The organism is Candidatus Igneacidithiobacillus taiwanensis, from assembly GCF_031962545.1.
Classification (GTDB): Bacteria; Pseudomonadota; Gammaproteobacteria; order Acidithiobacillales; family Acidithiobacillaceae; genus Igneacidithiobacillus; species Igneacidithiobacillus taiwanensis.
In genome coordinates, this window is the sequence record NZ_JAVRKK010000003.1 from 1 (window position 1) to 26167 (window position 26167).

The following is a 26167-nucleotide window of genomic DNA, read 5'->3' on the forward strand; positions in this document are numbered from 1 at the left end:
GGTTAGAACTTTTCGGGACGCGGTTGGCGGTATACTCTGCGGACTAGCTAGCAAGCTCATCGAACGGTGAGGAGGTACGCACGTGCTCGAGGAATCGGTAATAGCGGAAGACGGCGCTGCGCCCCACCTTATTCCTTGCGCTCTGCGCGCCTGGGAAGCGGCCGAAGCGGAGCTTCGGCGTTTCCTGCGCCGGCAATTGCAGGGCATGGCCGATCCCGGAGACTGCGACGATCTGCTCCACGATCTGTTCCTCCGTTTGCTCCGTCAGGGCGGGGCCTTCTGCCAGGTGGACAATGCCCGCGCCTGGCTCTTTCGGGTGGCGCGCAACCTCGCCATCGATTACCAGCGACGCTTGCGACCGTACAACGAGCTCTCCGAGGAAGTGCCGGATGATTCGATAGAAGCCGCCCCTATGGAAGAACTCGCGCGCTGCCTGCCCACGGCTCTCGCCCAGTTGTCGGAGAAGGACCGCAACATCCTGCTGCGTTGCGATCTGGAAGGCATTCCCCAAGCCGAATTCGCGACGCAGGAGGGCTTGACCCTGCCCGCTGTCAAATCCCGAATCCAACGCGCTCGCCAACGCCTACGGGAAGCCTTGCTAAGGCATTGCGGAGTGCGTTTTGATCCCAATACCGGCCAGGTTTGTTGCCGCGTTCCCCCAGTTCCCTGACTGGCCCAGACAGGGTTAGGCCCGCCCCCTCCGAAAATCTCAGCAGAGCCACCCTCGTTGTATGCATCTTTTGTACGCCTCATACGTCTTAGACTTAGCAACAGAATTGGGAGGAGTAGACGATGAATAGAAGAGGCTTTTTGTTGACGAGTGCCAGCGTCGGAGCTGTCGCCTTGCTATCTCCGATGTTGGGCCACGGCACCACGGCGGAAGCCGTGGATACGGGTTACGCCGCCTTTCCCCAGAGCTATGTGGTGGAGTTTCGCGTAACACCGCCGCAACAGCAGGCTGTACTACAAGCCGTAACCGTACTGAGCAAAGAGTTGCAAGGACGGACAGGCTTTCTGGGTGCTACCCTCAAGCAGATGCAGGGAGAGTCCACCATGGTCAAGAACTACCCGCCAGTCTTTAAGGGCATCTTGGCCGAGGCCAGCGCCAAATCGGCAGCGGAAGGGCGTTTACCCTATGCCAATGTGTTACTCCTGCGCTTTGCCAATGCCGCCGCAATGCCCCGTGCCGACCTGGATGCTTGGGTGCAAAATCGTCTCGCCCCGCATGTCCAATTCACGCCTCCCGGCGCGTCAGAGTCTCTGGAATTCACGCCGCTGACGGGGGTCTATGCAACGCTCATCGCTGGTGATCGTCATGCGATTTACGATGCGCCAACCTCGATTACCCAGTTCCTTACGCAGCAGGACGATACGCCACAGCAGAAACTCGTCACCGTCATCAATCACGTGATAGTTCCCGACACACTGCATACCGAGCTGGAGGCTAAGGTCGGACCGCTCCTGAAAGTAGCCCAAAACACCTTTGAGCCCAAGGATGATCCTAATGGCGCGGGCCAAGCTGGTAGCCGCGACAATCGCGATTATCGCAAGGCGGTGAGCACCGAGATTCTGGTCAATACTGAGCCCTATGGGTCGTTGCGCAACTACCTGATGCACGGGGTATGGGAATCAGTTTGGGATCATGAAAATTCCCATCTCGACCCACGCTTCCAACACGCCTTTATGGCAGTGGCACCCTACGTGGTTTCGGGTCCGGTGGAGCCCTTCTACCACACCCTGTTTTTGGAAAATCGCACGTAAGCAGTCTATCTGAAGGAGAATACCCATATGTCCGATACCTCCCGTCCCAGCCCCGAGCAGATCCTTGCCGGTATGCGACAAGCCATGGGCCGTGCGCCCAGTGCCATCGAAAAGTCGGTGGCGGCCGATGCCGATCTGATTCACGAACACATGCGTTCTCGCGCCTTCGCCATGCCCGCTGAGGGAGCGCTGGACGATGAAACGCGCACGCTGATTTACCTCGCGGCGGCCTTGGCTGGGTCAAGTCATGCCTGCATCCAGGCCATGGCCGACAAAGTTGCGCAGCAGAGAATACCGGCTGCCAAGGTGGTGGAAACCGTGCGCATTGCGCGCTATGCCATGGCCACCAAAGTCATTGGCGATGCCGAGCCGGTCTTCGCCGTGTTGGGAGCTAGCGACTGAGGGCCTTCCAGAAAGTGCGGGCGTTTTCCGCCGCTCTCGACGCCGCGTGAACTGAGGCATAGTGTACAGAGTAAGGGGTGAGAACTGGTGAGCCGTTTGGGACCTTTGGGAGAAAAAGCCCGGCTAGCGGCCGCGGCACGCATGCGACTCATCCCCATATTGCCCTTTGCCATTCCTCTGGTACTGCTCCCCCTCCTGCCGCTTGCCTTGTGGAAGGCAGATGACCCCCAAGGTTTTTTGGCACGACGTGAGGATCTGCTGTTTGGACTCTTGATCTTCATTGTGGCGGTGCGCTTCTTGCTGCTGGACCTCATGTTGTTCTACGTCTCGCGGGCGCGCCGCTCCCTACATCTGGATCTATTGCAGATCGTTTTCTTATATCTCGAAGTCACGGTGGTAACGCTACTGTACTTTGCGCTGCTCTATGACCTGTATGGGGTCTTTCATCTGTTTCAGTACAGTGGGCCAAATGCCGCGCAACAGGCCCTGCACCTGAACGGTCACGACCTGCTGCTCTCGTTGTACATATCAACTGAATTTTTTACCACCTTGGGCAACGGTGACTGGATACCGCGCACCCTCAATGCCATGTTGTCGGCGGGGATCGAGGCCCTACTGGGCTTTGTGCAGGGAGGGGTGTTTTTTGCCGTCTTGATTTACGCCCACCAGGATCGAACGGGAAAGTGAGATGACTACACTTCGTGCCGCACACGCCCAATCTGCTGCTATACTTCGGACGTTTACATCCAATGTGACGAACAAAAAGAGCCTTATGCCACTGGGGACCACCATGCATATACGACCGCGCGCCGTATTCCTTGCCGCGTTTCTTGTCTTCAGCGCCAGTGCCGCACAGGCCGACGACCTGCTTTCGGCCTATGAGCAGGCCTACCGCAGCGACCCGGCCCTGGCCGAAGCACGGGCGCAGCTTCAGGCAACTTTCCAGGACCGGCCCGCAGCAAGGGCGGCGTTTCTGCCGCATTTGGGCGTCGGGGCCAGCGTAGGTTTCAACACCGGACACTTTTCCGGTTTTGCCGGGCTCAATTTGAACAAAGCGTATTACTCGGACAGTTACAGTGTCACCCTGACCCAGTCCGTCTTCAACGGGCAGAGCTACGTCGCCCTGCGTGAGGCCGGCAGTCGCATTCAGGCGCAAACGGCGGCGCTGCTGTACAGCGAGCAGCAACTGGCTCTGCGGGTAGCCACGGCGTACTTCCAGGTGCTCGAGGCCCAGGCCCAGGAGCGGGTAGCCGAGAAGCAGCGGCAGTTGCTGGAGAGCATCTACCAACAAACCGAAGCCACTCTCAAGGTCGGCACCGGCGACATCATTGCCGTGCGCGAAGCCCAAGCCCGTCTGGATGCGGCCCAGTCCGACCTGATCCGCGCCCAGAATACAGTGGCAGTGGCCCAGCGCGGTCTGGAGCGCCTTACCCACGCTCCCGTGGGGCAACTGGCGGACCTGCGCAGTTTTACCCCGGAAGGCCCCCATCCAGACAACATGGGAGCATGGGTACAAGCGGCCCTGCAGGACCAACCCCTCATCCATGAAGCCCAAGCGCAACTGCGCACCGCTCAGGAGGAGGTCCAGTACCAGAGGCGAGCGCGCTGGCCCAAACTGGACCTGCAGGGCGTTGCCCAGCATATCCACGGCACTCCCTTTCCGGGTTTCAACGAGAACCAGGCCGGGGTGAGCCTGAACCTCTCCATGCCCTTGTACGAGGGAGGGAGCATTTCCAGCGGCGTCCAAAAGGCCCAGGCCCTGAGCGTGGCGCAAGTGGACCACCTGGGCAGCGTTCGCGACCAGGTGCGGCTCGACACCCAGACCGCCTTTCTGAACCTGCAAGACAGCGTGTCCCAGCTCCAGGCGGCAAAGGCGACCGTAGAGTCGGCTAAAGTCTCCCTGACCGGTACGCGCAAGGGCTATGAGGTGGGTACCCGTTCCATCATCGATCTCTTGCAGACGGCCACGGACTACATCCGCGCCGAGCAAGACTACAATGTCGCCCTCTATCATCAGGTCTTGGCCCGAGTCCAGCTCAAGGCGGCTGCCGGGCAGCTGGATCTGCAGGACCTCCAGGCCGTGAACGGTCTGCTGCAAACGCATTGAAGACACCACCAGAAAGGAAGCTTGTCATGGCCAGCAAAAAGAAACGCCTCCTCCTGCTGCTTCTGCTCTTGATCATTGGCGCCGGTGTGGCCTACTGGTTGACCCACCGTCCGGTCACCAATCCCCATACCTTGACCATCTATGGCAATATCGATATCCGCCAGGTGCAAGCGGCTTTCAACGATAACGGGCGCGTGCAGAAACTGCTGGTGCAAGAGGGTGACCACATCAAGCAGGGACAGTTGCTGGCGGAGTTGGATCCGACGCGCTTTCAGGATGCCGTCGATCGAGACCAAGCGACGGTAGCGGCCCAGGAGCAGGTTGTGGCACGCCTCTTGGCGGGCTCTCGACCGGAAGAAATCGCTGCCGCCCGGGCCCAGGTGGCGGCCGCCCAAGCCACACTGCAGAATGCCGAGATTACCTGGCAACGGCAAAAAACCCTGGCCGCCAAACAGTACGTTCCCAAGCAGAGCGCCGACAATGCCGCTGCCGCCCTGAAGACGGCGCGCGCCGATCTCGACCATAGCCAACAGGCCCTTATTCTCGCCATCAAAGGGCCGCGTAAGGAAGACATTGCCGCCGCCCGCGCGCAGTTACAGGCCGATCGCGCCGCCCTGGCCCTAGCCAAGCGGGAGTTACAGGACACCAAGCTCTACGCGCCGGAAGATGGCGTAGTCCAGGACCGCATTGTTGAGCCCGGCGATATGGTTTCGCCAGCCACCCCGGCCTTTACCCTGGCCCTCGACAATCCGGTCTGGGTGCGCGCCTATCTGCCGGAGACGGCCTTGGGCAAGGTGCGGCTCGGCATGCGCGCGCAGATCGAGAGCGACTCCTTTCCCGGTAAACAGTTTGCGGGATGGGTGGGCTTCATCTCGCCAACCGCGGAGTTTACCCCGAAGACCGTGCAGACCACGGATCTGCGCACGGAGCTCGTCTACCGAGTGCGGGTCTATGCCTGCAATCCGCAACATGCGTTGCGCCTGGGTATGCCGGTAACGGTGCAGATCCCCCTGCAGAACAACCAACCCCAGGCCCTCGCCGAGCACCCCTGTGGCCACTGAGACGCCCACTACCAGCCCCCTGCGCTTTGCGGGGGTGTGCAAGCGCTTCCAGCGCGGTAAGGATGCGGTCCTTGCCCTCGATGGCCTGGACCTGGAACTCGCTTCCGGGCAGGTGACGGGTCTGCTGGGACCAGACGGGGCCGGCAAGACCACCCTCATCCGCCTCGCTGCGGGCCTCCTGCGCCCCAGCGAAGGCAAGGTATTCCTCTTCGGCCAGGAGCTCAGCACCGGCACGACGGACCTGCAGGAGAAGATCGGGTATATGCCCCAGCGCTTCGGCCTCTATGAAGACCTCACGGTGCAGGAGAATCTCGATCTCTACAGCGACTTGCAGGGGCTTGCGCCGGAGCAGGCACGCAGCCGCCAAGAGGAGCTCCTGAAACTCACTGCCCTGGGGCCCTTTGGCAAGCGTCGCGCCGGAGCCCTCTCTGGCGGCATGAAACAGAAGCTGGGCTTGGCCTGCGCTTTGCTGCGTGCACCTCAGCTCTTGCTTCTCGACGAGCCCACTGTGGGGGTGGATCCCATCGCCCGCCGCGAGCTCTGGGAGATCGTCCAAGGCCTGCGCGATACCGGAACGACGGTTTTGATGAGCACCGCGTATTTTGATGAGGCGGAGCGTTGCAATGCCATTGTCCTGCTCCACGAGGGCAAGTTGCTCCAGCAGGGGAACCCGCAGAGCTTCACCGATCCTCTGCGCGGGCGTTGCTTTTTGGTTCGCCACCCCGAAATGCGGCGCCGCGCCCTGCGTGAGTCGCTTCAAGGGCGCCCGGGGCTGCGGGATGCGCGGATCGTTGCCGACGGCATCCGCGTGCTTACCGGTCCGGAGCCGGTGACACCTGCCGCCGACGAGCAGTGGGAGCCCGTATCACCAGCCTTTGAGGACGCCTTTGTAGAACTCTTGGGCTCGGGAACAACGGCGACGGTCAACACGGCTCCGGCAACTACGACCATCACCGATGGTAAGGCTGCTGAGGCAGTGGTGGAAGTGGAAGGCTTACGCAAGTTCTTTGGGCACTTTGAAGCGGTCAAAAGCAGCACTTTTAGGGTGCGCCGTGGTGAAATCTTTGGTCTTTTGGGGGCCAACGGCGCCGGCAAAACCACCACCTTTCGCATGCTCTGCGGTCTGTTGCCACCCTCTGCCGGTACCCTACGCGTGGCCGGAGTCGACATGCGCCGGGCGAGCAGCGCTGCTCGCGCCCGTATCGGTTATGTGGCGCAAAAATTCGCCCTCTATGGCAACCTCAGCGTCGACCAGAATCTCCATTTTTTCGCTGCCGCCTATGGCCTGCGCGGCAAACAACGGGGCACGGCCCTCGCCCATGCCCGCGAGGAGTTTCAGCTTGCCCCCTACGGCGCCGTCAATGCCGACGACCTGCCCCTCGGCATCAAACAGCGCCTGGCCCTGGCCTGCGCCCTCCTCCACGAGCCACCCATCCTGTTTTTGGACGAGCCCACCTCGGGGGTAGACCCCTTGGCGCGCCGGGAGTTCTGGCAACGCATCAATGCGCTGGCGGCACAGGGAGTGACGGTGCTGATCACCACGCACTTCATGGACGAGGCGGAATACTGCGATCGACTGGTCCTGATGTCCTTGGGGGAAATCCTCGCGCAGGGCAGCCCCGCCGAGCTACGGGCGCAGGCCAAGAGCGCGGAGCGTCCCGATCCGAGCATGGAAGATGCCTTCATCCAGCTCATTGAAGCCCATGAGAGCCAGATTCGGAGAGCCTCGTGAACTCCCGGCGCCTGCGCGGACTCATCCGCAAAGAGTTCCTGCAGATCCTGCGCGATCCCTCGGCCATCGCCATCGCCTTTTTTCTACCGGTGTTCCTGCTCTTTCTCTTCGGTTATGGGGTGTCCCTCGATGCCCGCCACATTCCCCTGGCGGTGGTGGTGGACCAGCCAACGGCAGAAACCAGCGCCTTTGTTGGCGGCCTGCAGCAGTCCTTCTATTTTGCGCCGAAACTGTTCCCCAGCATGCAACAGGCGCAGGCCGCCCTCATGGAACGACGGGTGGATGGTATCGTCTGGCTGCGTTCCAATTTCAGCCGCCAAATTCTGCAGGGGAATACCGCCTCCATCGGGGTCTTTGTCAACGGCGTGGATGCCAACAATGCCCGTATCGCTGAAGGCTACCTGCAAGGGTCCTGGCAGAATTGGTTACAACAACGCGCGCTGGCGGCTGGCCAGCCCTTGATCATCCCGGTGGACGGCAAGGATCGGATCTGGTTCAACCCCGCCCTGCGCAGTCGAGACTATCTCGTGCCGGGACTGATTGCGGTCATCATGACTCTGATTGGCGCCCTCCTCACCGCCTTGGTGGTGGCCCGGGAGTGGGAACGGGGGACCATGGAGGCACTCATGGCAACCCCGGCACAAATGGCCGAGATTCTGCTCGGCAAGCTGGTTCCTTACTACGCTATGGGTATGGGCGGTATGCTGCTATCGGTGGGTTTGGCGGTTTGGCTCTTTGCCGTGCCCCTGCGCGGCAGTTTTGCCATCCTGCTGCTCGCCTCGACCCTCTTCTTGCTGGTCGCCTTGGGCATGGGGCTACTCATCTCCAGCGTGGCGCGCAATCAGTTCGTGGCTGGGCAGATTGCCATCATCGTTACCTTCCTGCCGGCCTTCATTCTTTCGGGCTTCATCTTCTACATCCCGTCCATGCCCGCGGCGATCCAGGTGATTACCCACATCGTCGCTGCCCGCTATTTCGTGAGCATTCTTCAGACCCTTTTCCTCGCCGGTGATGTCTGGCCCATCATCCTCTGGAATAGCGTCGCCCTGTTGCTGATGGCCATCTTTTTTCTGGGCGTGACCCTGCGCCGCTCGCACAAGAGGCTGGACTGATGCTGGCGCGCATCTGGGCCTTGGTGATCAAGGAATTTCTCGCCATTTTGCGGGACAAGAAAAGTCGGTTTGTTCTCATTGGGCCGCCCATCATTCAGCTCTTGGTCTTTGGCTACGCCGCCACCTTCGATCTCGATCACATTCCCTACGCCGTTTATAACCAGGACAGCGGCTTTGCCTCTCGCGAACTACTTGGCTATTTTCAGGGTTCGCGCGCCTTTCAGCAGGTAGCGACCATCACCCGCGACGGGCAGATCGCTCCCCTCATCGATCGCGAAAAGGCCCTGCTCGTGCTGCAGATCGGCCCCGATTTCACCGAGGATCTGTTGCAACATCGGCCGGCGCCGGTACAGGTGATCATCGACGGCCGCAATTCCAACACGGCCACCATCGCCCTCAATTATGTCAACAGCATCCTCCTCTCTTTTGACGAGCGCTGGGCACGGGATCACCACTGGGGCAGTCCGCCGGCACAGTTGGTCACCCGCGCCTGGTTCAACCCCAATCTACTGTCGCGCTGGTTTATCGTCCCCGGTATCGTCGCCCTGCTTACCTTGGTGGTGACCCTGCTGGTGACGGGGCTCTCGGTAGCCCGGGAACGGGAGCAAGGGACCTTCGATCAGCTACTCGTTACTCCCATGACGCCCCTGGAGATCTTGGCGGGCAAGGCACTGCCGGGCATTCTCGTGGGCGCCGTGGAGGGCACCTTCATTTCTTTGGTGGCGGTGTTCTGGTTTGGCGTGCCCTTCATCGGGAGCGTCTTTGCCCTTGCCCTGGGGATGCTGCTCTTTCTCTTTGCCGCCGTCGGCATCGGCTTGATGATCTCGTCCTTGTCCATGACTCAGCAGCAGGGCCTGCTCGGCGCTTTTCTCTTTTTGGTGCCAGCCATCATTCTCTCTGGCTTTGCCACCCCCATTGCCAACATGCCGGAACTGGTCCAGGACCTCACTTATGCCAATCCCATGCGCTACTTTTTGGTGATCGTACGCGGGGTTTTCCTGGACGGAGACGGGCTACGGGATCTGTGGAGCCAGTATTGGCCCTTGGCCAGCATCGCGGTCCTGAGCATGAGCGCCGCTGCCTGGCTCTTCCGTCATCGCATGCAATAGGGGGCACGTGTGTTGCGGATTTGGATCATCGAGACCGTTATCAGTTTGCTCCTGGGTGCCGTTGTCTATCGCCTGAGTTATAGCGTCCTACGCAACTATTGCGGTGCCTGGGTAGTGGTCCTGCTAACAGCCATCCTACTCGGGGCAGGCATCTCCGGCGCCCTTGATCCAGCCCTATTGCACGATCTGCGCGCCAACGAAGCCCCGCCGCCCACCTGGTTTCTACCCCTCACCCGCGCCTTGGCCTATCTCTTGGGCGGCTGGATCGTCGAACGTATCCTGCGCAAACGCGAGCGTCTGGGCTTCGGGCCAAACGCCAAGGGCGAAAATTGATTCCCACAAAGATAGCTTTTTTGCGACCGGAGAGAGACACCGCATGAAAACAAAACACTCTGCAATCTGGTTGTTTTTATTGCCATCACAAAAGAAGTATCAGAAAATTTATCTGCCAGCACGCAATGTTGGCAGAAACGCCATCATATTCCCATCATTCCCGTGCCAGGAGGCAAATACGATGACCAGAATCAGCATTTCATTGCTACGCAAAACAAGAAAGGCCATGGCTATCATTAGCGCTCTTTTTCTGTTAGCGTCGGCCATGGTCGCTTTCGCCGATGAATCAACAACTCCGCAAGTCATTATGCAAAACATCACCAACCAGGTCATGCACATCTTGCAAGCAAACCAGGGGCGTCAACTATCCATTTCTGAGCAAGAAAATATAGAAAAGATAATAGTTCCATATGTTGATTTTACGCTCATGTCAAGAATGGTTATGGCGCAGTACTGGGCACAAATGACGCCAGCTCAGCAGGACGATTTTATTAATCTGTACCGCAGACAGTTAATTCAAGTTTACATGACAGCGTTTAGCAAATATTCTGGGCAATCCGTACAAATTTTGGGCAGCACTGAAGTTTCTCATAATCCACCCATTGCAGAGGTCGAAACCAAAATACTACAGACCGATGGGCGCGCAAACATTCCCGTCAGTTATGGCTTCATAAAAGAAGGCCAGGACTGGAAAATTTATGATATCTTCATCGACGGTATATGCATGAACCTGACTTATCGCGACTCCTACGGAAAAATCATTGCGCAAGAAGGGATATCCCGTTTTCTGGAATTATTACGAAAAAAAGAGGATTCCTGGACACTCTCGAAATGATTTAAACCAAAGGAGAATCGGCGTGCTTAGGTACTTTTTTGCGCGTTCATGCGCGATAGGTCTTGCGCTGGAGATTAGATTGGTGCATCGAATAACCTCATATTTCTACAGGGATAACAGCGCAGCTCATTGATAAAAAAGTATCAGAATTTTGGCGAAACGGGCCCCGGATGAATGGGCCCAGGACATCCTGATCACCGGCGTACCATCCCGCCCTCACTGGGGCGCTGCTGCATACATAGACTGTCTCCCACTGACTCGACGGCTACTATGCGGCACTGCACGCGCCTACACTTTCAGCTTTTTACCGCAACGGCAAAGAATAAGTGACCAGAATCTCATTTTCGCCAGGATTACGGGAGTAGAGATCGCCGTTGGACAAATGCGCGATCTTCAGCCCGAGGCGCTGACCGCCGGCCACTTGGTAGGCCATGCCTAATTCTAATCGGAAGAGAAAGATGCTTCCCATATTCTTGCTTTGCCCCCGGCGGTAGCCACTGACCCCGGCTTCTGGGGTGAGTATCCACTGCGGTGAAAGCATGATATTGATGTAGAGCCCTCCGTAACCATCCACGCCGCCGTCGGCATTCGCCAACAATCCCAGCATATAGCCAGTACCGTAGAGGCGTGTTCCCGACTGGTACTCGAAATTTAGCTCCGCTGGGGTGTGATTGTAACCGTCGTCATTGACAGCACCGACCATGTTGAATATGCCAACTCCAGTGCTAAAGTAAGACGAACCACTGGGCATAAAAGACAGCGCCTTCGCGACAGGACTGAACGTCCCAATAGAGATGAAAATTATTAATACCAAATAGAAGGAGAAACGAATGAACCTTAGCATCATTGAAAACTCAGCACTATCTTCATAGTGCTCAGTATACTCACTTCATTACGCGATATCTATCGATGCTATGCTACGCATCACCAACATATATCTTTGCGCCAGCTCCTGCGGATTGGTGCCCTTCGGCTGATCCTCGAAGTAAAGCAAGTCAGACTGTCTCCACGCTTAACGGACGGAGTTATTGATAGGCAATTATCGGTATCGACCCTTCTCAACATTCCTTTGCGCAGTAAACGTGTCAGGCGAAATTCATGCTGCGCTTGTGGGGGTCGTTCTTATCGATTTATCCGACCAGCCGATAGCCGTCGGCGTCTTTACCCCGAATGCGCCGCCAGATCACTTGGGGAGTGAGACGATTGGCGACCACGATGAACACTTTACGTAAATGGCCCGGTGGGCACTGAACGGCCTTGACGGCATGCCAGGAGTGATCTGTCTGAGCGAAAAGAAAGCTTCGATTACCCAGTACCTGCGAGGCGCCCGCCTCGCGCAGGTCTGCATAGTCCGGAGCCGAGTGACGTGGCCATTTTCCGCCATCGTCTAGTACCAGGGTCTGCCCACCCCAAGACTCATCCCAGTCCTCCGGAGTATTGAAATAGAAGATATGAGAACCGATTTTGCGTCGGGCGTCGGTATGCGGCGAAACGGAAGCGCCAGGCGGGGCGTAATGCCAGTGCATGGTGAGAATGACGGGCGTCCTGGAGCTCAAGCCCAGCATATCCCGCCAAAAGGATTTATAGGCCTCGCTCTGCAATTCATGGATAAACTTTTTCCAGCTAGCTGCCAACATCTTTTCCAGTGCCGGACGATACTGTAGCGCGAGGCGATCATGACTTTTTTGTCCGTGCGCCCTTTTATAGCCTACCTGGGACTCGAAAAACGCGGGGCCGGGGAGATCCTTGCAGAGTTGATCGAACTTCTCCCGATCAAGAAAATCCGTGATGCAGATCCATGGATAAGGCTGGGTGTGCTGAAATTTTTGGGCTTGGGTGCGCAGTCCGTTCATTACCGATGTGTCTATAATTTCCATCAAAGGCTCTCCAGGAGGATTTTTTACGGCGAAGTCGAGTCAGCCATTGTGTTTGGCTATTTTAGTTCAATCCGCTGCCACCTGCACGCTATCCCCTCTTGCTTTGCCACCGCGATCTGCTCCGAAGACAAACCCGCTTGCAGCGCATGCAGTTCCGCCAGATTGATCCGCCGCTGAGCATGGTGGCTGGGCTCCATCATGAGACAGACGGCCGCATCCACCAGCTCCAGCGCTTCCTTTCCGCCGTACCGTCGGCGGTGGTGACCTGTTCTCCGACAATGAGTCCGTGGCGATTGTCCATGAGCACATGCCCAAGATAGGCCAAACGAGAAGCTTCGCCGGGCGCCTTTTTGTAGAGCCGGGCATCGGGATCAGTTATGGAGGCGTGGGTTTCATTACTGCGGGTCTGGCCACGGAAATCGGAACCATCGCCCTCTCGGTCCTCAGGATCTTTCGGCTGGAAGGACTTCTGCGAAGCCCAAGCTTCCAGCAGGGTACCATCGACAGAGAAATGCTCTTCGGAAAGCAATTCCTGACTATGGGCCTGTTCCAGCACGGAGCGGAAGAATTCCTGCACTGTCCCGTGATCCAGCAGCCGATCCCGATTCTTGGTGAAGACCGTTGGCACCCAGACCCCTTCATCCATGCCGAGCCCAACGAACCAACGGAACAGCAGGTTGTAATGGAGCTGCTCGATCAACTGCCGCTCCGATCGGATGCTGTAAAACACCTGCAGCAGTAGGGCACGCAGCAAAAATTCCGGCGGAATCGAAGGTCGACCGAAGGTGGAGTACATCGTGCTGAAGTGGCTGTCCATCTCTGCCAGGGAACGATCCACAATCGCTCGTATCGCGCGCAGCGGATGGTCTTGCGGCACCCGTTGTTCCCGGGAAACGTAGCTGAATAACCCTTGGGTCTCTACCAGGGCTTACGCATGAAAACTCCCGGTGAGTACTTGTTCCATGCAAAGGTCATCCCGGGCGGCCATTTTGCGGCGTCCTTTGATGCTGGCCATGGATGTTTTGTCACGCTGCACCAGATCGCAGGCGATCTTGCGCGCAAGAATCGTAGATCCCGGCAGACTCCTTCAAATTTTGCAACGATAGGGGACCGATCCCCGGGCTACAGGGCTCCCAGAAACCATAGCAGAAACGCCTTTCACCACCACCGGGTTTTCATGCGTAAGCCCTGGGGTCTCTACCTTGGCTCCACGCATCTTTACAACCTCCGCTGCACCGGTTTGCCCATTATACCACCGACTTTTTCAGCAGCTTCTTAATCATTCCTTCAGCCTGTCCAAACCAAGAGAACCACCTCACGTCCTAGACAAAAACTTGTGGTAAGTCGTGCTACGAGCTATCAGTCATGCACTTTTACTCCCTTTTTCCGCCCCAAATGCGCCTCGACCGCGAGGACGTGCTGGGTCGTGGCGATGACCGTGTCCGGGTTGAGGCTCATGGTGTCGATGCCGATCTCAACCAGGAATTCGGCCATTTCCGGATAGTCCGACGGCGCCTGACCGCAGAGCCCCGAGTGGATGCCATTGCGCCGGCAGCCCTCGACCGCCAGACGGATCATCTCCTTGACGCCGTCGTCGCGCTCGTCGTAGTCGAAGGCGACGATTTCGCTGTCGCGGTCCACGCCCAAGGTGAGCTGGGTGAGGTCGTTGGAGCCGATGGAAAAGCCGTCGAAGCGCTTGGCGAACTGGTCGATGAGGATGACGTTGTTCGGAATTTCGCACATGGCGTAGACCTGCAGCCCGTTTTCACCGCGCTTGAGGCCGAATTCGGCCATCTTGGCCAGCACCGCATCGGCCTCCTGTACCCGGCGCACGAAGGGCAACATGAGAACCACATTGCTGAGCCCCATGTCCTCGCGTACCCGCTTCATCGCCAGGCACTCCAGTCGAAAACCCTCGGCATACGCTGGGTGGGCATAGCGCGAGGCGCCGCGAAAGCCGATCATGGGATTGGATTCGTCCGGCTCGAAGTCGGCGCCGCCGATCAAGCTGGCGTATTCATTGGACTTGAAATCGGACATTCGCACGACCACCGGCTTGGGCCAGAACGCCGCGGCGATCGTGCCGATGCCCTCGGCGAGCCGCTGCACGAAAAATCTCGCCCCGTCCGTGTAGCTGCGCAGCAGGCGGTCGATTGCTGCGCGTGCGGCGGGGTCCTTGACCTTTTCCGGGTGCAACAGGGCCAGCGGGTGTGCCTTGATGGTTTCGTTGATGACGAACTCCATCCGCGCCAGTCCCACGCCGTCGTTGGGCAGGAACGAGGTCTTGAAGGCGATTTCGGGATTGCCGATGTTGATCATGATGCCGGTGGCTGGCCGCGCAATGTCGCCAACCTCGATCTTGTCGACGTGAAACGGCACCGCGCCGCGATAGGCCTTTCCCGCATCGCCTTCGGCGCAGGAGATGGTGACCGTCTCGCCGCTGGGCACAGAGCTGGTTGCGTTGCCCGCGCCGACGACTGCCGGAATGCCCAGCTCGCGGGCGATGATGGCCGCGTGGCAGGTGCGCCCGCCACGATTGGTGACAATGGCCGCCGCGGTTTTCATCACCGGTTCCCAGTCGGGTGTGGTGGTGTCGGCAACGAGCACTTCACCCGGCTTGAAGTCGCGCAGATGGGCAACGTCGGCAATCACCCGTGCCTGGCCGCTGGCGATTTTTTCGCCCACTGAGCGGCCCTTGGTGAGCAGTTCGCCCTGGCCATCGAGGACGTAGCTTTCGATCACACTGGCGCGGCGCTGCGAGGCCACAGTCTCCGGCCGCGCCTGCACGATATAGATTTTGCCGTCGATGCCGTCCTTGGCCCATTCCATGTCCATCGGATGGCCGTAGTGCTGCTCGATCTTGATCGCTGCGTCGGCCAGTTCCAGCACATCGGTGTCACTGAGGCAGAAACGTTCGCGGTCGGCCTTGGGCGTGGGGATGTTGCGTGTGGTCTGCCGTGTCTCGCCTTCGACAAAGATCATTTTGACCGCCTTGTCGCCCAAGCTGCGGCGCAGCACGGCACGGTGCCCCGCGTTGAAAGTCGGCTTGTGCACATAAAACTCGTCGGGATCGACCGCACCCTGCACGACGTTTTCGCCCAGCCCATACGCGCCGGTGATGAATACCACGTCGCGAAAGCCCGATTCGGTATCGAGAGAAAACATCACCCCAGAGGCGGCAAGATCGGAGCGCACCATCTTCATCACCCCGATCGAAAGCGCCACCTTGAAGTGGTCGAAACCTTGATCGACGCGGTAGTGAATGGCGCGGTCGGTGAACAGGCTGGCAAAGTCGCGGCGGCAGGCGTCGAGCAGGCTTTCGTCGCCGCGAATGTTCAGATACGTGTCCTGTTGGCCGGCAAAGCTCGCTGTCGGCAGGTCTTCCGCAGTGGCCGAGCTGCGCACCGCCAGGCTCACGTCTTCGCCGTATTGTTCCTGCAGCTTGCGGTAGGCGGCAATGATCTCGGCGGCCAGGTCTTTTGGCAGACCGGCGCCGTACACGATTTCGCGTGCGCGCTTACCGCGGTGGGCCAGGTCTTGCATGTCGTTGGGGTTAAGCCCGTCGAGTGCTTCGTGCAGCGCGTCCCAGGCTCCGGCGGTGTCGAGCATGGTGCGATATGCATCGGCGGTGATGGCAAAACCGTTGGGCACGCGCACCCCCTGTGCCGAGAGTTTGCGGAACATCTCGCCCAGCGAGGCATTTTTGCCACCGACCAGCGGAACGTCCTGGATACCAAGTTGATCGAAAAATCGGATGTAGCGATTCGTGTCCATCGTCTTCCCTCAAGTCTGCGTGTTCCTGCCAATGCAATGACCCTCATTGCCCATCTTCATATGGGAAACTATTTTTAGTGTAGGCACTACCTTCACCGAAGGCAAAGAAATACTATCCTGTATAGGCTGAATACAGGCCCTGGGAGAAAGAATGTTGCAGAAGATCATGTTGGCGGCAGATGGAAGCGATGCCTCCGAACCTGCGGTGCAGCAGGCTTTTGAGTTGGCGCAGGCTGGTAGATCCCCTCTAAAGATTGTGACAGTTGTGGATATTTTCGGCGCATATTACGCCACCCCCGAATCTATCAAATTCCTGCAGGAAGAAGGGCATAAGCTGCTGGTTAAACTACAAGACCAGGGAGCAGGCCTCGGCGTGCCGGTGGAAACCCACTTGCTGGAAACGGATGTGGGCGGTAAGCGGATCGGTGAACTGATTGTTGCAGAGGCCGAGCGCCTTCGCGCGGATCTGATCGTCCTCGGTAGTCATGGTTGGCGCGGCGTGCGCCAGTGGGTTATGGGAAGCGTGGCTTCGGAAGTCTGTCAGTCGGCCCACTGTTCGGTGCTCATCGCTCGCGGTTAATCAGCGTCGGGGTAAAACAGTTCTCATCTTGATGCGCAGGTAACTCTCCATCGTACTTTTCCCCAGTGTTGTGGTTTCCTAAATACTCGACGCCAGCCATGCCTTGGCTTTCACCTCGTTGCCGCATACCTTCGTTGCTGGCTGTATGCAATGCGATTAGGTAGGTCAATTATTGCCTTGAAAGGAATCTAGGTTTTGTCGCAAGTTGCACAAGGAGAGAGTGCGTTCGTGGGAGTATCCTTTCCTGTTGCCGATCGCAATATCGCTTCCTTCCGCAGTATTTAATTCTACATTACGAAATCGCAATGGGCCGTCCCTACACGCAGACCCACGAACGCGTGCCTCAGGTCACGAGGGCTGTCAGGTCACAAGGGCTGTTGCAAAGAAAGATATTAGTAGTACTATATCCTAATATTCTAAAACCATGACGGTTCCGGTTTGCTTTCGGCAATTGGGCGCATGGGCGATAGGCAATGGTACACCGAAGAAGGAGTGACCAATGAGCTGGCAGTTTCCCAAAATGACCCGCCGCAGCTTCCTGAAGACCACCGGGTTAAGCGCTGTCGGCGCCACCTTGTACCGACCCAATTGGATCAAGCTGGCCGGCCCGGCCCACCAGGATCCTCAAGATCACTTCACGCATTCCATTTGCAATTATTGCTCATCGTTTTGTTCGTTGCGGGTAACCGTGGGGCAGCGCAAGGGACAAGAACGTATCATGAAGCTTGGCGGCAATCCCAATTCAACGCTGAATGGCGACAAGATCTGTGCACGAGGCCAGTCCGGACTGCGTCAGGTCTATAGCGCCAATCGCATCAAAACCCCGCTGATTCGGGCGGCCGGAAGCAAACGCGGGGAAATGAAATTTCGCGCTGCGACATGGGAGGAAGCCTGGGCCTATATTGCCCAAAAAAGCAAGGGTATACGGCCCTGGGAATGGACGATTTACGGCGGCTGGAGTACTTGCTCGTTCTATATTCCCAACACCTTTTGCTTTACTGCTGCCAATCAGATTCCCAATCTCATCACCTCACCCACCCAAAACTGTGTATTCAACGGGCATTTTGGCACCAATTCCATGACCGGGAATTATGTTGTTCATGGCGAAAATATCGAAGACTATGAAAATAGCGATTACATTCTTTCGATAATCGGCAATGCCAGCATCGGCGGCATCTCTACCTGTCGAGCGGTACGCTTTGCTGCCGGCATCGAAAAAGGAGCAAAGGTCGTCGTACTTGATCCGCGCGCCTCGGAAACAGCAGCCAAAGCGGACGAGTGGTATGCCATAAAACCTGGCACCGATCTCGATTTTTGCCTTGCCATGCTGCGCGAGATGATGCACAACGGTTGGTACGATGAGGATTTTCTTATTAGCCACAGCAACTTGCCATTTTTGGTTCGAAAAAACGCTCACAATGCCTGGGAGCTCTATCTCTCGGCGCAAAAAGAACCTGCGGTCATCGACGCCGATAGCGGCCAGGTCGTCTTCCTTCCGGCATTCAGCAACCAAAACCGCCAAAGCAGTAGCGGTCGGCCCGTCACTCCGAAACTTCGCACACCTGCTGGCTTCACCTACCTCGGTGAGGCGCTGCAGACGGTCTTTGACGCCCAGATCCACGAATTAGAGCCGTACACTCCTGAGTGGGCCGCGACTAATACCGGCATTCCCGCTGCCGACATCCGTCGCATCGCGCAGGAATTTCATCGTGCAAAATCGCCCATTCTCATTCCGGGTTGGTCGGGAGCACGCTACGGCAACATTCAGATGCTGCGTCGGGTACAAGCCATGATCCAGGGCCTCAAGGGTGGCTTCGACGTCCCTGGCGGCTGGATTTTCGGGGGCGATTATCGAGAGCAAGTGCGCCACATGTGGGAGGTCAAAGGCGATCCCAAAGCGCCGCCCATGGCGAGCCTCGCAGGTATGCCTTTCGTGTATTGGAGTGCCAAGGCGGCCGCAGACCCCAATACCTACTCCCACGGTTACCCAGCCTGGGCGGCGGTACATCGCGATCAAATACCCAAGGATTCACCTGACTGGGCGGCCTTTCCTTTCACCACGGAGGTGGGTCTGGACTCTGCAGTCAAGGGCAAGTTGCGCTGGAAAGATGCGCCCTATCTTTGCAAAGCCATCTTGTTCAACGGCACCAATCCACTGCGCGACGCACCGGAGGGATTTTGGGAGGAGGTGCTAACCCACCCCAACATGGATTTAGTTGTCGTTATGGATGTCATGCCATCGGACACCTTAGCCTATGCCGACGTTGTCCTGCCGGAACTTACCTATCTGGAACGGGATGAACCGGCGATCTACGGCAACGGTGCCAATCCCGACAATATGCTGATTACACGTTATCAGGCGGTCACCCCGCTCTACGATAACGTCATTTTACCTGATGCGCTGTTGAAACTGACTGAGATTATCAGTGGCAGCGAGGAGCCATATTATGAAGCGCTGGAGCGTCTAGCCGGGGTTCCCGCCGCTCGTCTTCGGGCACTAACGGCTGCCAATCGCGCCAAAGGGATCAAAAATCCTTTCAATATGGCCAGTCGCCAGATCGATTTTGAGATGAAGGCCAAATCTCTGGGCGTCACACCGCAACAGCTGGATGCAGTCTTGCGAGAAAAAGGCGTCTACCCCGTCGCCAAGGCAGAGAAACTCATTGCCCAATACGGCATGCCTCGTAAGATGCCACTGCCGACACCCAGTGGGCGTGCTGAGTTTTACAGTAATCTCTACGGACAACTGCGAGATCAGTTTGAGCTCTGGGATAACCCGTATTTTTCGGTGCTGGCGACATATATAGCTTCCGACTGTCGTCCGCAAAATCCAGCCCCTATGGCCGACAACGAGTTTTTCTTTACCTATGGTATGGTACCTACGGTATCCCACTGTTCCCCAAACAATGATTTTCAGCCGCTGGTCGGCATCAATAAATTTCGGGGAGAAATATACACCGGGCTCTGGGTGCATGCCCATCGTGCCGAAAAACTGGGGCTGCGTGAGGGAGATCGGGTGCACGTAACCAATCTACTGACCCAACAAAAAGCCGATGCCGTAGTCCATGTTACGCGACTCATTCGCAGCGATACAGTTTTTCTGTACAGCGGTTTTGGTGACCAGAATCCGGCACTCACCCATGCCGTGGGTATGGGCACAGCACTCAATAAGATCACCCCGGGCTTTATTGAACCGGTGAGCGGTGGTTTTCGTTCGCAGGAGTTTACTGTGCGTCTTGAACGCGCTTGAGGAGTCTTTCATGACTAAATATGCCATGCTCATCAATCTGGATACCTGCGTTGGCTGCAATGCTTGTATGGCTGCCTGTGCCATGGAAAATCAGACCCCGGTTTGGAATCCGGATAAATTCCGCACTTATGTATATGACGAAGAAATCGAGATCGGTGATCGAGTTTTACGTCAGTTCTTTCCTAAACTTTGCAACCATTGCGATAATCCCCCTTGTGTTAGCGTTTGTCCGACGGGGGCGACCTTCAAAATGGCCAACGGCATCGTTCGTGTGAATCCCGATATTTGTATGGGCTGCCAAGCTTGCGCCATGGCCTGTCCTTACGATGCGCGTTACGGCGCCGATAGCGACGATATCAGAAAAGGCAAGGCCTATTACGGCGATGGTTTTTTGAAAAGAAGCGTGCCCAGTATCGATAAATGCGATTTTTGCTATGGCCGTTTGGAACAAGGGCTTGAACCCGCCTGTGTAGAAACCTGTGTTGCCCATTCACGTATATTTGGCGATTTGGACAATCCCAACGATCTAATTAGCAAGGTCGTGGCTAGCGGTACCGCCCAGGGCTTGTTGACCGAATTGGGCACCGGACCCAACGTGTATTACGTCCACAAGCTTCCGGAGGGCTTGGTATGAATTCTCTACACTTTGCGACAACCCTGATTACTCAGGATCGCTGGGCCACCCTCGTGGCCGCCTACCTATTTCTTGGTGGTATGGGGGCCGCCCTTATTGCTCTGGGTGTCATCAGTCATCTGCATTTTCGCGCCGACCGCGCAGCGACGCTCTGGGCAATATTGTCCGGCGAGGCTTTTCTCGGTGTGGGATCGGGCCTACTGCTCATCGATCTCCTACACCCTATCAATGTTTGGCGCATCCTCCTGCCTTGGAACCCGCTCTTCCTCCCCTGGTCCTGGATTGCTTGGGGAACCCAGTTCATCGTCTGGGCAATGATCTTCGGGCTTCTCTATGCCTGGCCACTGCTGCTGGAGGAAGCGTGGTTTCGTCGACTTCCCATTGTTGGTCTGTGGTTGTCCGCCTGGTTCGATCTGCCAATCATTCGTTGGGTGGGTCGTTGGGCTCAGAGACTGCGTTTCCCCATCGCTTGGCTGACTGCCCTTTGCGGTTTAGGGACGGCCGTCTATACCGGCCTGCTCCTACGCTCCTTCCCGGCTGCCGCGCTCTGGTCCAACGATCTGGTTCCACCGCTCTTTACCGTATCTGCTTTTTCTACGGCTTTGGCCTTTCAACTGCTCGTGTTCAACGCCGTGCTCCACCAACACGATATCCTCGCGCGTGCTTACGAGCGCCTCGATCTCGCGTTGATTGGCGTGGAGATTCTGCTCGTTGGGCTGATCATGGTCGTGATCCTACCTCAATCCCTCAGTGGACAAGGTTCCTTGCATATTCTCTTGCATAGTTGGGGTTGGTTGGGCGGTTTCCTGCTTCTAGGCCTGCTACTGCCGTTCCTCCTTGAGTCTCGTGGGGTACTCAAGGCCTGGCAAAGTCCCGCGCCCGTCCTGCTGAGTGCAGTCTTGGTGCTCTTGGGAGGATTCCTCTTGCGCCACTATTTCTTGGCCAGCGGCGTTTATGTCTTCCCCTGGGGCAATGCCGGCCATGATGGCTTATTAGGGGCGGGAATCCAGCATGTTCTCGCCCATCGCTGAGCCGCGTGTGACTACACGGACCTGGCGTTTGGTCGCCTTGGTCCTGGCCGAACCAACGGAGGAGTCGCTGGTCGTTTTGCGAGAGCTGAGCGAAAACCATCCCACGCTCCAGCCCGCCTTGGCAGAATTAGAGGCACTACCCTTGGAGGTTTGGCAGGTTGAGCATACACGACTCTTCAGCTTTCCGGCGCTTTGCCCACCTTTTGCCTCTGCCTATCTCGAGGATGGCATCCTCAATGGCCACCGTGCGGTCGACCTCGAACAGTTCTACCAGGAGTATGGGCTGGAGGCAGTCGGACTCCCCGCCGATTATCTGGGTACGATCTGCGAGTGTGCGGCGTATCTGGAAGAGGAGAATCCAGAGATGGCCCGGTTTTTTAGTCACGATGCCTTGGGTGACTGGCTGCCAGACTTCAGTCGACATCTGGGGCAGCTGAGCGAATTGTTGCTCTATCGGGAGCTGGCACGAATCCTGGACACGGCGGTTTTGCCTGTGCTCAGAACCGAGTCCTGGTGTACAAAACCATGAGTTGGGAGTGCCGATCCTTTGCGGATCTCGACGACTTCCACCAGGCCATTACCGCGATTTTTTCCCAATGGCAGCAGGACTGTTTCCTGGATAGCCCTGCGGCCCATCCGTCCATTTCCGTCTGCTCTCGGGGGGCAAGGCACTTGGGAGATTGGTGGACGGCTCAGGTGCTGACACCCCTGGCGCTATCGCAAATCTTCATTCCCATCACACCCCCAGACATTCCATTGCCCGAGGAGTGGTCTGCCCCACCGCAGATCGCTCATCCCTGCCTTCCCTACGGTCCCGTGCTTCCGCTACGGGTACCAAGTCTAGTGGGGCAGGCCCATGTGGCTTATCGGCAGGGCCTTGGGCATTTTCTCATCCAGCCGCAAGTGCAGGGTTTGCGACGCTACCCGGATGCGGAGGCAGTGTTCGCCGCCTGGGACCAAGTCATCGCATTTCGACGACGTACCCGCGAGCAGCTGGAAAAAGGGCAGCAGGAAGATCGTCGGGCCTTTCTTCGCAGGCTAATACTGGCTCCAGAGAAAAGATGATATTTACCTAAAAAGTAAATAATTATCTATTTCATATTTACCATCAAAGATGTTTTGCTGTTTTTTTAATGGAAATTATCCATAAACTGGATGTAACTCACCTGAATCCGTGAGTTCTCTCTGATGGTCCAGGAGATCATCACCCTCGCGGCCCGGATCAAGCGTCATGCGCGGCAATGGATCCTCGCTTTCCCGGCAGACACACCGTGGCATTTGCAGCCTTCACCCGCCTCCACACGGCTTGGTCCACGCCCTAAAGCCCTCCTGAGTATCAATCCCACTGAGCATGCCGCTGATCGGCAGAGCCAACTGCGCCATCGCGTCGAAAACCCCCGTTTCCTGCGGCAAAAACCACAATCGCCCGTCGACTTGCACAAATGGAGGCATCCATGTAAGCCATTTTTACCATGAACAAAAGTCGGAGCAAAAAGTGGGCCGTTGAGAGCGTGTATCATGAAGAACGTAAGCCTTGCGCAACCGCCCGCAGCACGATGGCCCCCATGATCAAAAGATAACTGAAACCTGGCGATGCTGAGAGTTCTCCACTCCTTCTGCGATCAAAACCGGGGTAAACATGAAGCCACGCTGCCATCAAGCCCGGATCTGGAGAATGACGGGTCATTATGGAAATTTTCTTGTGCAGACCCAAAGCCTCGCGCCAACGCTGCCGCCATACCGACCGTTCCGCTGGATCATAATTGACATACCGGATTTGCCCAGGGCGAATGCCCCAATCAAACAGCAGGCTGCGGAATGCCAGGATTTCCTCTGGTGATTCCGCCGACTTCCCCAAAAAATAGCCTGGATGCATTCGCCACGCCTGTCGCAAATAGCTGTTCAACACTCGGTCCAGTGCACCTCTATCCTTTTGTAGGCTCCGCCAGAAACCTGGCAACAGTTCCCGATAAATCTGCTGATCCTCCAGCCGATGGATTTTTGGTGGCAAATCTAACTTCAGCCTTCCTCCAGCTGCTGGAATTTGATAAGCGCTGTGCCGCAATCCCCCATGCCCACGCAACGTAAATATTTCTGTTGCCTTGGCCGCCATCGCACGCAGATGGGCACTGGAGAACTGACTTTCTTCCGCCAAACGGTCCCAAGGATCTTCCTTCTCGGCAGTCTCTTTTTGCAGCACCATTCCCTGCAACAAGATTTGCCAGGCATTCTCCATATACGCCTCCAGTTCAGCGACTTCATTTGTTCTATCTGACCTACAAGAGGTTTTGCTATTATCGATCTCTCGGGAAACGCGAACCTTTTCCCTATGCTGCCTACGCATGAGCTCTAACAACCCCTCGGTCCCGGCCTTTGCCCAAGCCCGATAAATAGTCGCTTGATGGATTTGATGGAAAAACCCTTGCCAATCTCGACCAATCCCCCTGGGAATCTGCCCCCGCAAATAAAGGGCAAGCAGCAAGTCCAGATTATGCACATAGTGGTTGAGCGTGATATCCGGCGTAGAGTGTCCCAGTAGGCTTGTCAGGGCGTACAGATGTTTTCGGGTCGGGCCAGCACTGCCCAGGAGCTGGGAGACAAATTTTTCAGCCGCCTCTCTCTCGTCGCGTAGGTACTTAGGCACCGCATCCGCAGGGATCTGCGGTAGGGAGAGCCGCCAGAGAAGATGATTTGCAAAGCTGTGCCGCAGGTGGTGGAAGTGAATTCCCCTGTCGCCAGTCACTTGGCGCATGACATCGTGAACACGAGACATGGCCATTTCCTGAGAAATAGGGTCATGCCCGATTTCCACCAGGGCAAACAGATACCCCTCCCCGCCTCCGCTGCTCTTTTCTCGGGAATGTACCCATTCGCGGAGCAATTGCAACTCACCCAGCTTCAACAGCGCATGAAGAGGGATCGCCCGCGTCGCATTGCGACTTTTGAGAGATCGCTCCGCGAAAGGCCGAATGAGCAAAATGGCCTTACCAAACAGATGGCAATCCATCAAGCGCAGTCGCAGTACCTCCATTCGACGCAGACCGCAACGATAGCCCAGGATCGCAATCAGGGTAAGCACCGTCGGAAGCTGCGCGTGATAGGATCTATGCTGGCCTTGCACAATCGCCTGCTTGATTTGCTCAAATTCTTGTTCACTGACGATGCGCGCATCGGGTACCACATCCATTGTCAGCCCCCCCAGCTCTTGATCGGAAATCGGGCTTGCTAGGTGTCTCTCTACGAGGTATTGGTGCCACTCTCGGATGGCTCGTACCAAAAACGCTCGCTGGTGCTCCGTTTCCACCAAGTCCAAGAGATCTTCATACAGCTGCCGCCAAGACGGATCTCCAAAGTTATCCACATCTGCTGGATTTTCGAGAAGCTGCGCCATCAGTGCCGCAAGACGACTAACGTATCGGCGAATGGTACGCATCGCTAATCGGTGTCGATACGCCGAACCGTTCTTCAAGAGATGCTCTGCCCAGCCATAAAATAATCGGCCCAATCTATCTGCGCCGACATTTGCTGATGTTTTCGCCAATTCCTGTAACGCTGCCATTCGGTTCTGGTTGCTCAGGATCTTTCGCAGAGACTGCAGCCACGCTACGGATTGAATCGCCTCCTGTACCTCGACACCTGCCCCTGTTGACACATCTTGGGCATCAGGAGCAGACAGAGCCTCCTGCTCCTCCCTCGTTTCATGCGAGCCCTCCCCTCCGTCCTGGGCATCCCACTGGTAACCGTGCATACGCCACCAGCGTTCCGACCGGACCGCATGCGCCGCTAGGGTACCTGCTGCGTAGGCTGCCAAATACTGCGGAAGGCCGACCAACAACGATTGCGGTATCGCTGCAACCAATTTACGCGCTCGAAGATATTTGCCATGCCTCTTCGGAAGGGTGTGAAGATAGGCGTCAATCGCGCGCATCACCTCAGTCCTGGAACTTTCTGGTGCCAAAGGTGAGTTGCCGATATGATTCAAAAAGAAGATCTCTGACATGGGGTCAAGAAACCAGCGGCGCAATCGTGTTCCGCCACGCCCCATCGGAATTTCTAGATCCAGAAAACTCCAGCCGAGTTGCGGAAAATGTTCCAACGCAACTCCACCACGTAGACTTTTTTGCAGCTCACGTAGTGCAGCCACCTCGCCCAAACCGCCGTAAAGCGCAGCACTCAGCAAAATGCGACCTTCCGAAGCAAATGCGTCTGGTCTTATTCCTTTCCGGAAATCTTCCCAAACCAAGGCTCTAGCGGCCTGCACATAGCGGTAGCCCTCCAACCCCTCCGGTGTAAACGGAGTCGACTCCCGCTCCAACAATCTGGGTACGGAGGGAGGGCACCATTTCCAGATTTTCTGGATGTTACCCAGACGAATCAATAAGTTGAGAAATTGAAGGAATTTCGCCTGACTACGCAGGCGCGATTTGAGTACTTTTTCTTGGCGATTCTTTACGGCCGCCGCCGTAGAGCTCTCCGCATCCGGCGCGTACCACTGCATCACCCGATCGTGAAGGCGCTGTGTCAGCAGCTCACGACTGTTTTCATCCAAGGACTCTGGTAACGCATCCC

Annotated in this window: 21 protein-coding genes and 1 pseudogene; 17 read left to right on the plus strand and 5 right to left on the minus strand. The window is 57.0% G+C overall.

Translation table 11 applies throughout. From position 1 onward, the window contains the following. Nucleotides 1-82: 82 nt before the first annotated feature. The 11 genes from RTI30_RS00875 (at nt 83) to RTI30_RS00925 (ending at nt 10452) form a co-directional block, all read left to right on the plus strand. Nucleotides 83-670: a sigma-70 family RNA polymerase sigma factor gene (locus RTI30_RS00875; protein ID WP_312260793.1), complete on the plus strand. Its 588-nt coding sequence runs from the start codon at nt 83-85 to the stop codon at nt 668-670. 122 nt (nt 671-792) lie between these two features. Next, entirely contained in the window at nt 793-1761 is a 969-nt protein-coding gene (locus RTI30_RS00880) for a hypothetical protein (protein ID WP_312260792.1), read from the plus strand. Between the two features lie 27 nt (nt 1762-1788). Beyond that, the gene (locus RTI30_RS00885; RefSeq protein WP_312260791.1) at nt 1789-2163 is read left to right on the plus strand and encodes a carboxymuconolactone decarboxylase family protein; all 375 of its coding nucleotides are present in this window, start codon (nt 1789-1791) and stop codon (nt 2161-2163) included. Nucleotides 2164-2250: 87 nt separating this feature from the next. Beyond that, nucleotides 2251-2850 (plus strand): hypothetical protein, encoded by a 600-nt coding sequence (locus tag RTI30_RS00890; RefSeq protein WP_312260790.1) that lies wholly within the window; start codon nt 2251-2253, stop codon nt 2848-2850. Nucleotides 2851-2953: 103 nt separating this feature from the next. Further along, nucleotides 2954-4270 carry a TolC family outer membrane protein gene (locus tag RTI30_RS00895; protein ID WP_312260789.1) on the plus strand — a complete coding sequence of 439 codons (1317 nt, stop codon included), beginning with the start codon at nt 2954-2956 and terminating at the stop codon, nt 4268-4270. Between the two features lie 26 nt (nt 4271-4296). Then, the gene (locus RTI30_RS00900; RefSeq protein ID WP_312260788.1) at nt 4297-5331 is read left to right on the plus strand and encodes an efflux RND transporter periplasmic adaptor subunit; all 1035 of its coding nucleotides are present in this window, start codon (nt 4297-4299) and stop codon (nt 5329-5331) included. After that, nucleotides 5321-7063 (plus strand): ATP-binding cassette domain-containing protein, encoded by a 1743-nt coding sequence (locus tag RTI30_RS00905; protein WP_312260787.1) that lies wholly within the window; start codon nt 5321-5323, stop codon nt 7061-7063. The genes RTI30_RS00900 and RTI30_RS00905 overlap by 11 nt, the downstream gene beginning before the upstream one ends. Next, entirely contained in the window at nt 7060-8175 is a 1116-nt protein-coding gene (locus tag RTI30_RS00910; RefSeq protein WP_312260786.1) for an ABC transporter permease, read from the plus strand. Before RTI30_RS00905 ends, RTI30_RS00910 begins: the two co-directional genes overlap by 4 nt. Further along, complete coding sequence (locus RTI30_RS00915) at nt 8175-9284, plus strand: ABC transporter permease (protein ID WP_312260785.1); 1110 nt, start codon at nt 8175-8177, stop codon at nt 9282-9284. The genes RTI30_RS00910 and RTI30_RS00915 overlap by 1 nt, the downstream gene beginning before the upstream one ends. Before the next feature lie 9 nt (nt 9285-9293). Further along, nucleotides 9294-9617 (plus strand): hypothetical protein, encoded by a 324-nt coding sequence (locus RTI30_RS00920; RefSeq protein ID WP_312260784.1) that lies wholly within the window; start codon nt 9294-9296, stop codon nt 9615-9617. A 43-nt stretch (nt 9618-9660) separates the two neighbouring features. After that, nucleotides 9661-10452: an ABC transporter substrate-binding protein gene (locus tag RTI30_RS00925; RefSeq protein ID WP_312260783.1), complete on the plus strand. Its 792-nt coding sequence runs from the start codon at nt 9661-9663 to the stop codon at nt 10450-10452. A 304-nt stretch (nt 10453-10756) separates the two neighbouring features. Here RTI30_RS00925 and RTI30_RS00930 read toward each other — a convergent pair whose 3' ends face one another. From RTI30_RS00930 to ppsA, 4 genes and pseudogenes are all read right to left on the minus strand, one after another. Then, on the minus strand, nt 10757-11155 hold the full coding sequence (locus tag RTI30_RS00930; protein WP_312260782.1) for an acyloxyacyl hydrolase: 399 nt from the start codon (nt 11153-11155) through the stop codon (nt 10757-10759). Between the two features lie 427 nt (nt 11156-11582). Continuing rightward, a complete protein-coding gene (locus RTI30_RS00935; protein ID WP_312260781.1) occupies nt 11583-12329 on the minus strand; it encodes a 2OG-Fe(II) oxygenase in 747 nt (248 codons plus the stop codon). A 232-nt stretch (nt 12330-12561) separates the two neighbouring features. After that, nucleotides 12562-13254: pseudogene (locus RTI30_RS00940) on the minus strand (IS5 family transposase); the annotation flags it as partial. Nucleotides 13255-13688: 434 nt separating this feature from the next. Beyond that, complete coding sequence (ppsA, locus tag RTI30_RS00945; RefSeq protein WP_312260780.1) at nt 13689-16103, minus strand: phosphoenolpyruvate synthase; 2415 nt, start codon at nt 16101-16103, stop codon at nt 13689-13691. Nucleotides 16104-16254: 151 nt separating this feature from the next. Here ppsA and RTI30_RS00950 point away from each other — a divergent pair, with 151 nt between their 5' ends. From RTI30_RS00950 to hybE, 6 genes are all read left to right on the plus strand, one after another. After that, the gene (locus RTI30_RS00950) at nt 16255-16683 is read left to right on the plus strand and encodes a universal stress protein (RefSeq protein WP_312260778.1); all 429 of its coding nucleotides are present in this window, start codon (nt 16255-16257) and stop codon (nt 16681-16683) included. A 499-nt stretch (nt 16684-17182) separates the two neighbouring features. Beyond that, nucleotides 17183-19933 carry a molybdopterin-dependent oxidoreductase gene (locus RTI30_RS00955; protein WP_312260776.1) on the plus strand — a complete coding sequence of 917 codons (2751 nt, stop codon included), beginning with the start codon at nt 17183-17185 and terminating at the stop codon, nt 19931-19933. A 10-nt stretch (nt 19934-19943) separates the two neighbouring features. Further along, on the plus strand, nt 19944-20567 hold the full coding sequence (locus tag RTI30_RS00960) for a 4Fe-4S dicluster domain-containing protein (protein ID WP_312260774.1): 624 nt from the start codon (nt 19944-19946) through the stop codon (nt 20565-20567). Further along, nucleotides 20564-21598 carry an NrfD/PsrC family molybdoenzyme membrane anchor subunit gene (gene nrfD / locus RTI30_RS00965; RefSeq protein WP_312260773.1) on the plus strand — a complete coding sequence of 345 codons (1035 nt, stop codon included), beginning with the start codon at nt 20564-20566 and terminating at the stop codon, nt 21596-21598. The genes RTI30_RS00960 and nrfD overlap by 4 nt, the downstream gene beginning before the upstream one ends. 7 nt (nt 21599-21605) lie before the next feature. Continuing rightward, a complete protein-coding gene (locus RTI30_RS00970; protein ID WP_312260772.1) occupies nt 21606-22127 on the plus strand; it encodes a molecular chaperone TorD family protein in 522 nt (173 codons plus the stop codon). Continuing rightward, nucleotides 22124-22663, plus strand: a complete 540-nt coding sequence (gene hybE / locus RTI30_RS00975; protein ID WP_312260771.1) for a [NiFe]-hydrogenase assembly chaperone HybE — start codon at nt 22124-22126, stop codon at nt 22661-22663. The genes RTI30_RS00970 and hybE overlap by 4 nt, the downstream gene beginning before the upstream one ends. Nucleotides 22664-23114: 451 nt before the next feature. Here hybE and RTI30_RS00980 read toward each other — a convergent pair whose 3' ends face one another. Continuing rightward, nucleotides 23115-26147, minus strand: a complete 3033-nt coding sequence (locus tag RTI30_RS00980) for a site-specific integrase (RefSeq protein WP_312283312.1) — start codon at nt 26145-26147, stop codon at nt 23115-23117. Nucleotides 26148-26167 lie beyond the last annotated feature (20 nt).

Bases quoted from the DNA above. Each gene is read 5' to 3' on its own strand.
- RTI30_RS00880 (WP_312260792.1), top strand. From the start codon at position 793: ATGAATAGAAGAGGCTTTTTGTTGACGAGTGCCAGCGTCGGAGCTGTC.
- RTI30_RS00885 (WP_312260791.1), top strand. From the start codon at position 1,789: ATGTCCGATACCTCCCGTCCCAGCCCCGAGCAGATCCTTGCCGGTATG.
- RTI30_RS00895 (WP_312260789.1), top strand. From the start codon at position 2,954: ATGCATATACGACCGCGCGCCGTATTCCTTGCCGCGTTTCTTGTCTTC.
- RTI30_RS00900 (WP_312260788.1), top strand. From the start codon at position 4,297: ATGGCCAGCAAAAAGAAACGCCTCCTCCTGCTGCTTCTGCTCTTGATC.
- RTI30_RS00915 (WP_312260785.1), top strand. From the start codon at position 8,175: ATGCTGGCGCGCATCTGGGCCTTGGTGATCAAGGAATTTCTCGCCATT.
- RTI30_RS00925 (WP_312260783.1), top strand. From the start codon at position 9,661: ATGAAAACAAAACACTCTGCAATCTGGTTGTTTTTATTGCCATCACAA.
- RTI30_RS00930 (WP_312260782.1), bottom strand. From the start codon at position 11,155: ATGGTCGGTGCTGTCAATGACGACGGTTACAATCACACCCCAGCGGAG.
- RTI30_RS00935 (WP_312260781.1), bottom strand. From the start codon at position 12,329: ATGGAAATTATAGACACATCGGTAATGAACGGACTGCGCACCCAAGCC.
- ppsA (WP_312260780.1), bottom strand. From the start codon at position 16,103: ATGGACACGAATCGCTACATCCGATTTTTCGATCAACTTGGTATCCAG.
- RTI30_RS00950 (WP_312260778.1), top strand. From the start codon at position 16,255: ATGTTGCAGAAGATCATGTTGGCGGCAGATGGAAGCGATGCCTCCGAA.
- RTI30_RS00955 (WP_312260776.1), top strand. From the start codon at position 17,183: ATGAGCTGGCAGTTTCCCAAAATGACCCGCCGCAGCTTCCTGAAGACC.
- RTI30_RS00960 (WP_312260774.1), top strand. From the start codon at position 19,944: ATGACTAAATATGCCATGCTCATCAATCTGGATACCTGCGTTGGCTGC.
- nrfD (WP_312260773.1), top strand. From the start codon at position 20,564: ATGAATTCTCTACACTTTGCGACAACCCTGATTACTCAGGATCGCTGG.
- hybE (WP_312260771.1), top strand. From the start codon at position 22,124: ATGAGTTGGGAGTGCCGATCCTTTGCGGATCTCGACGACTTCCACCAG.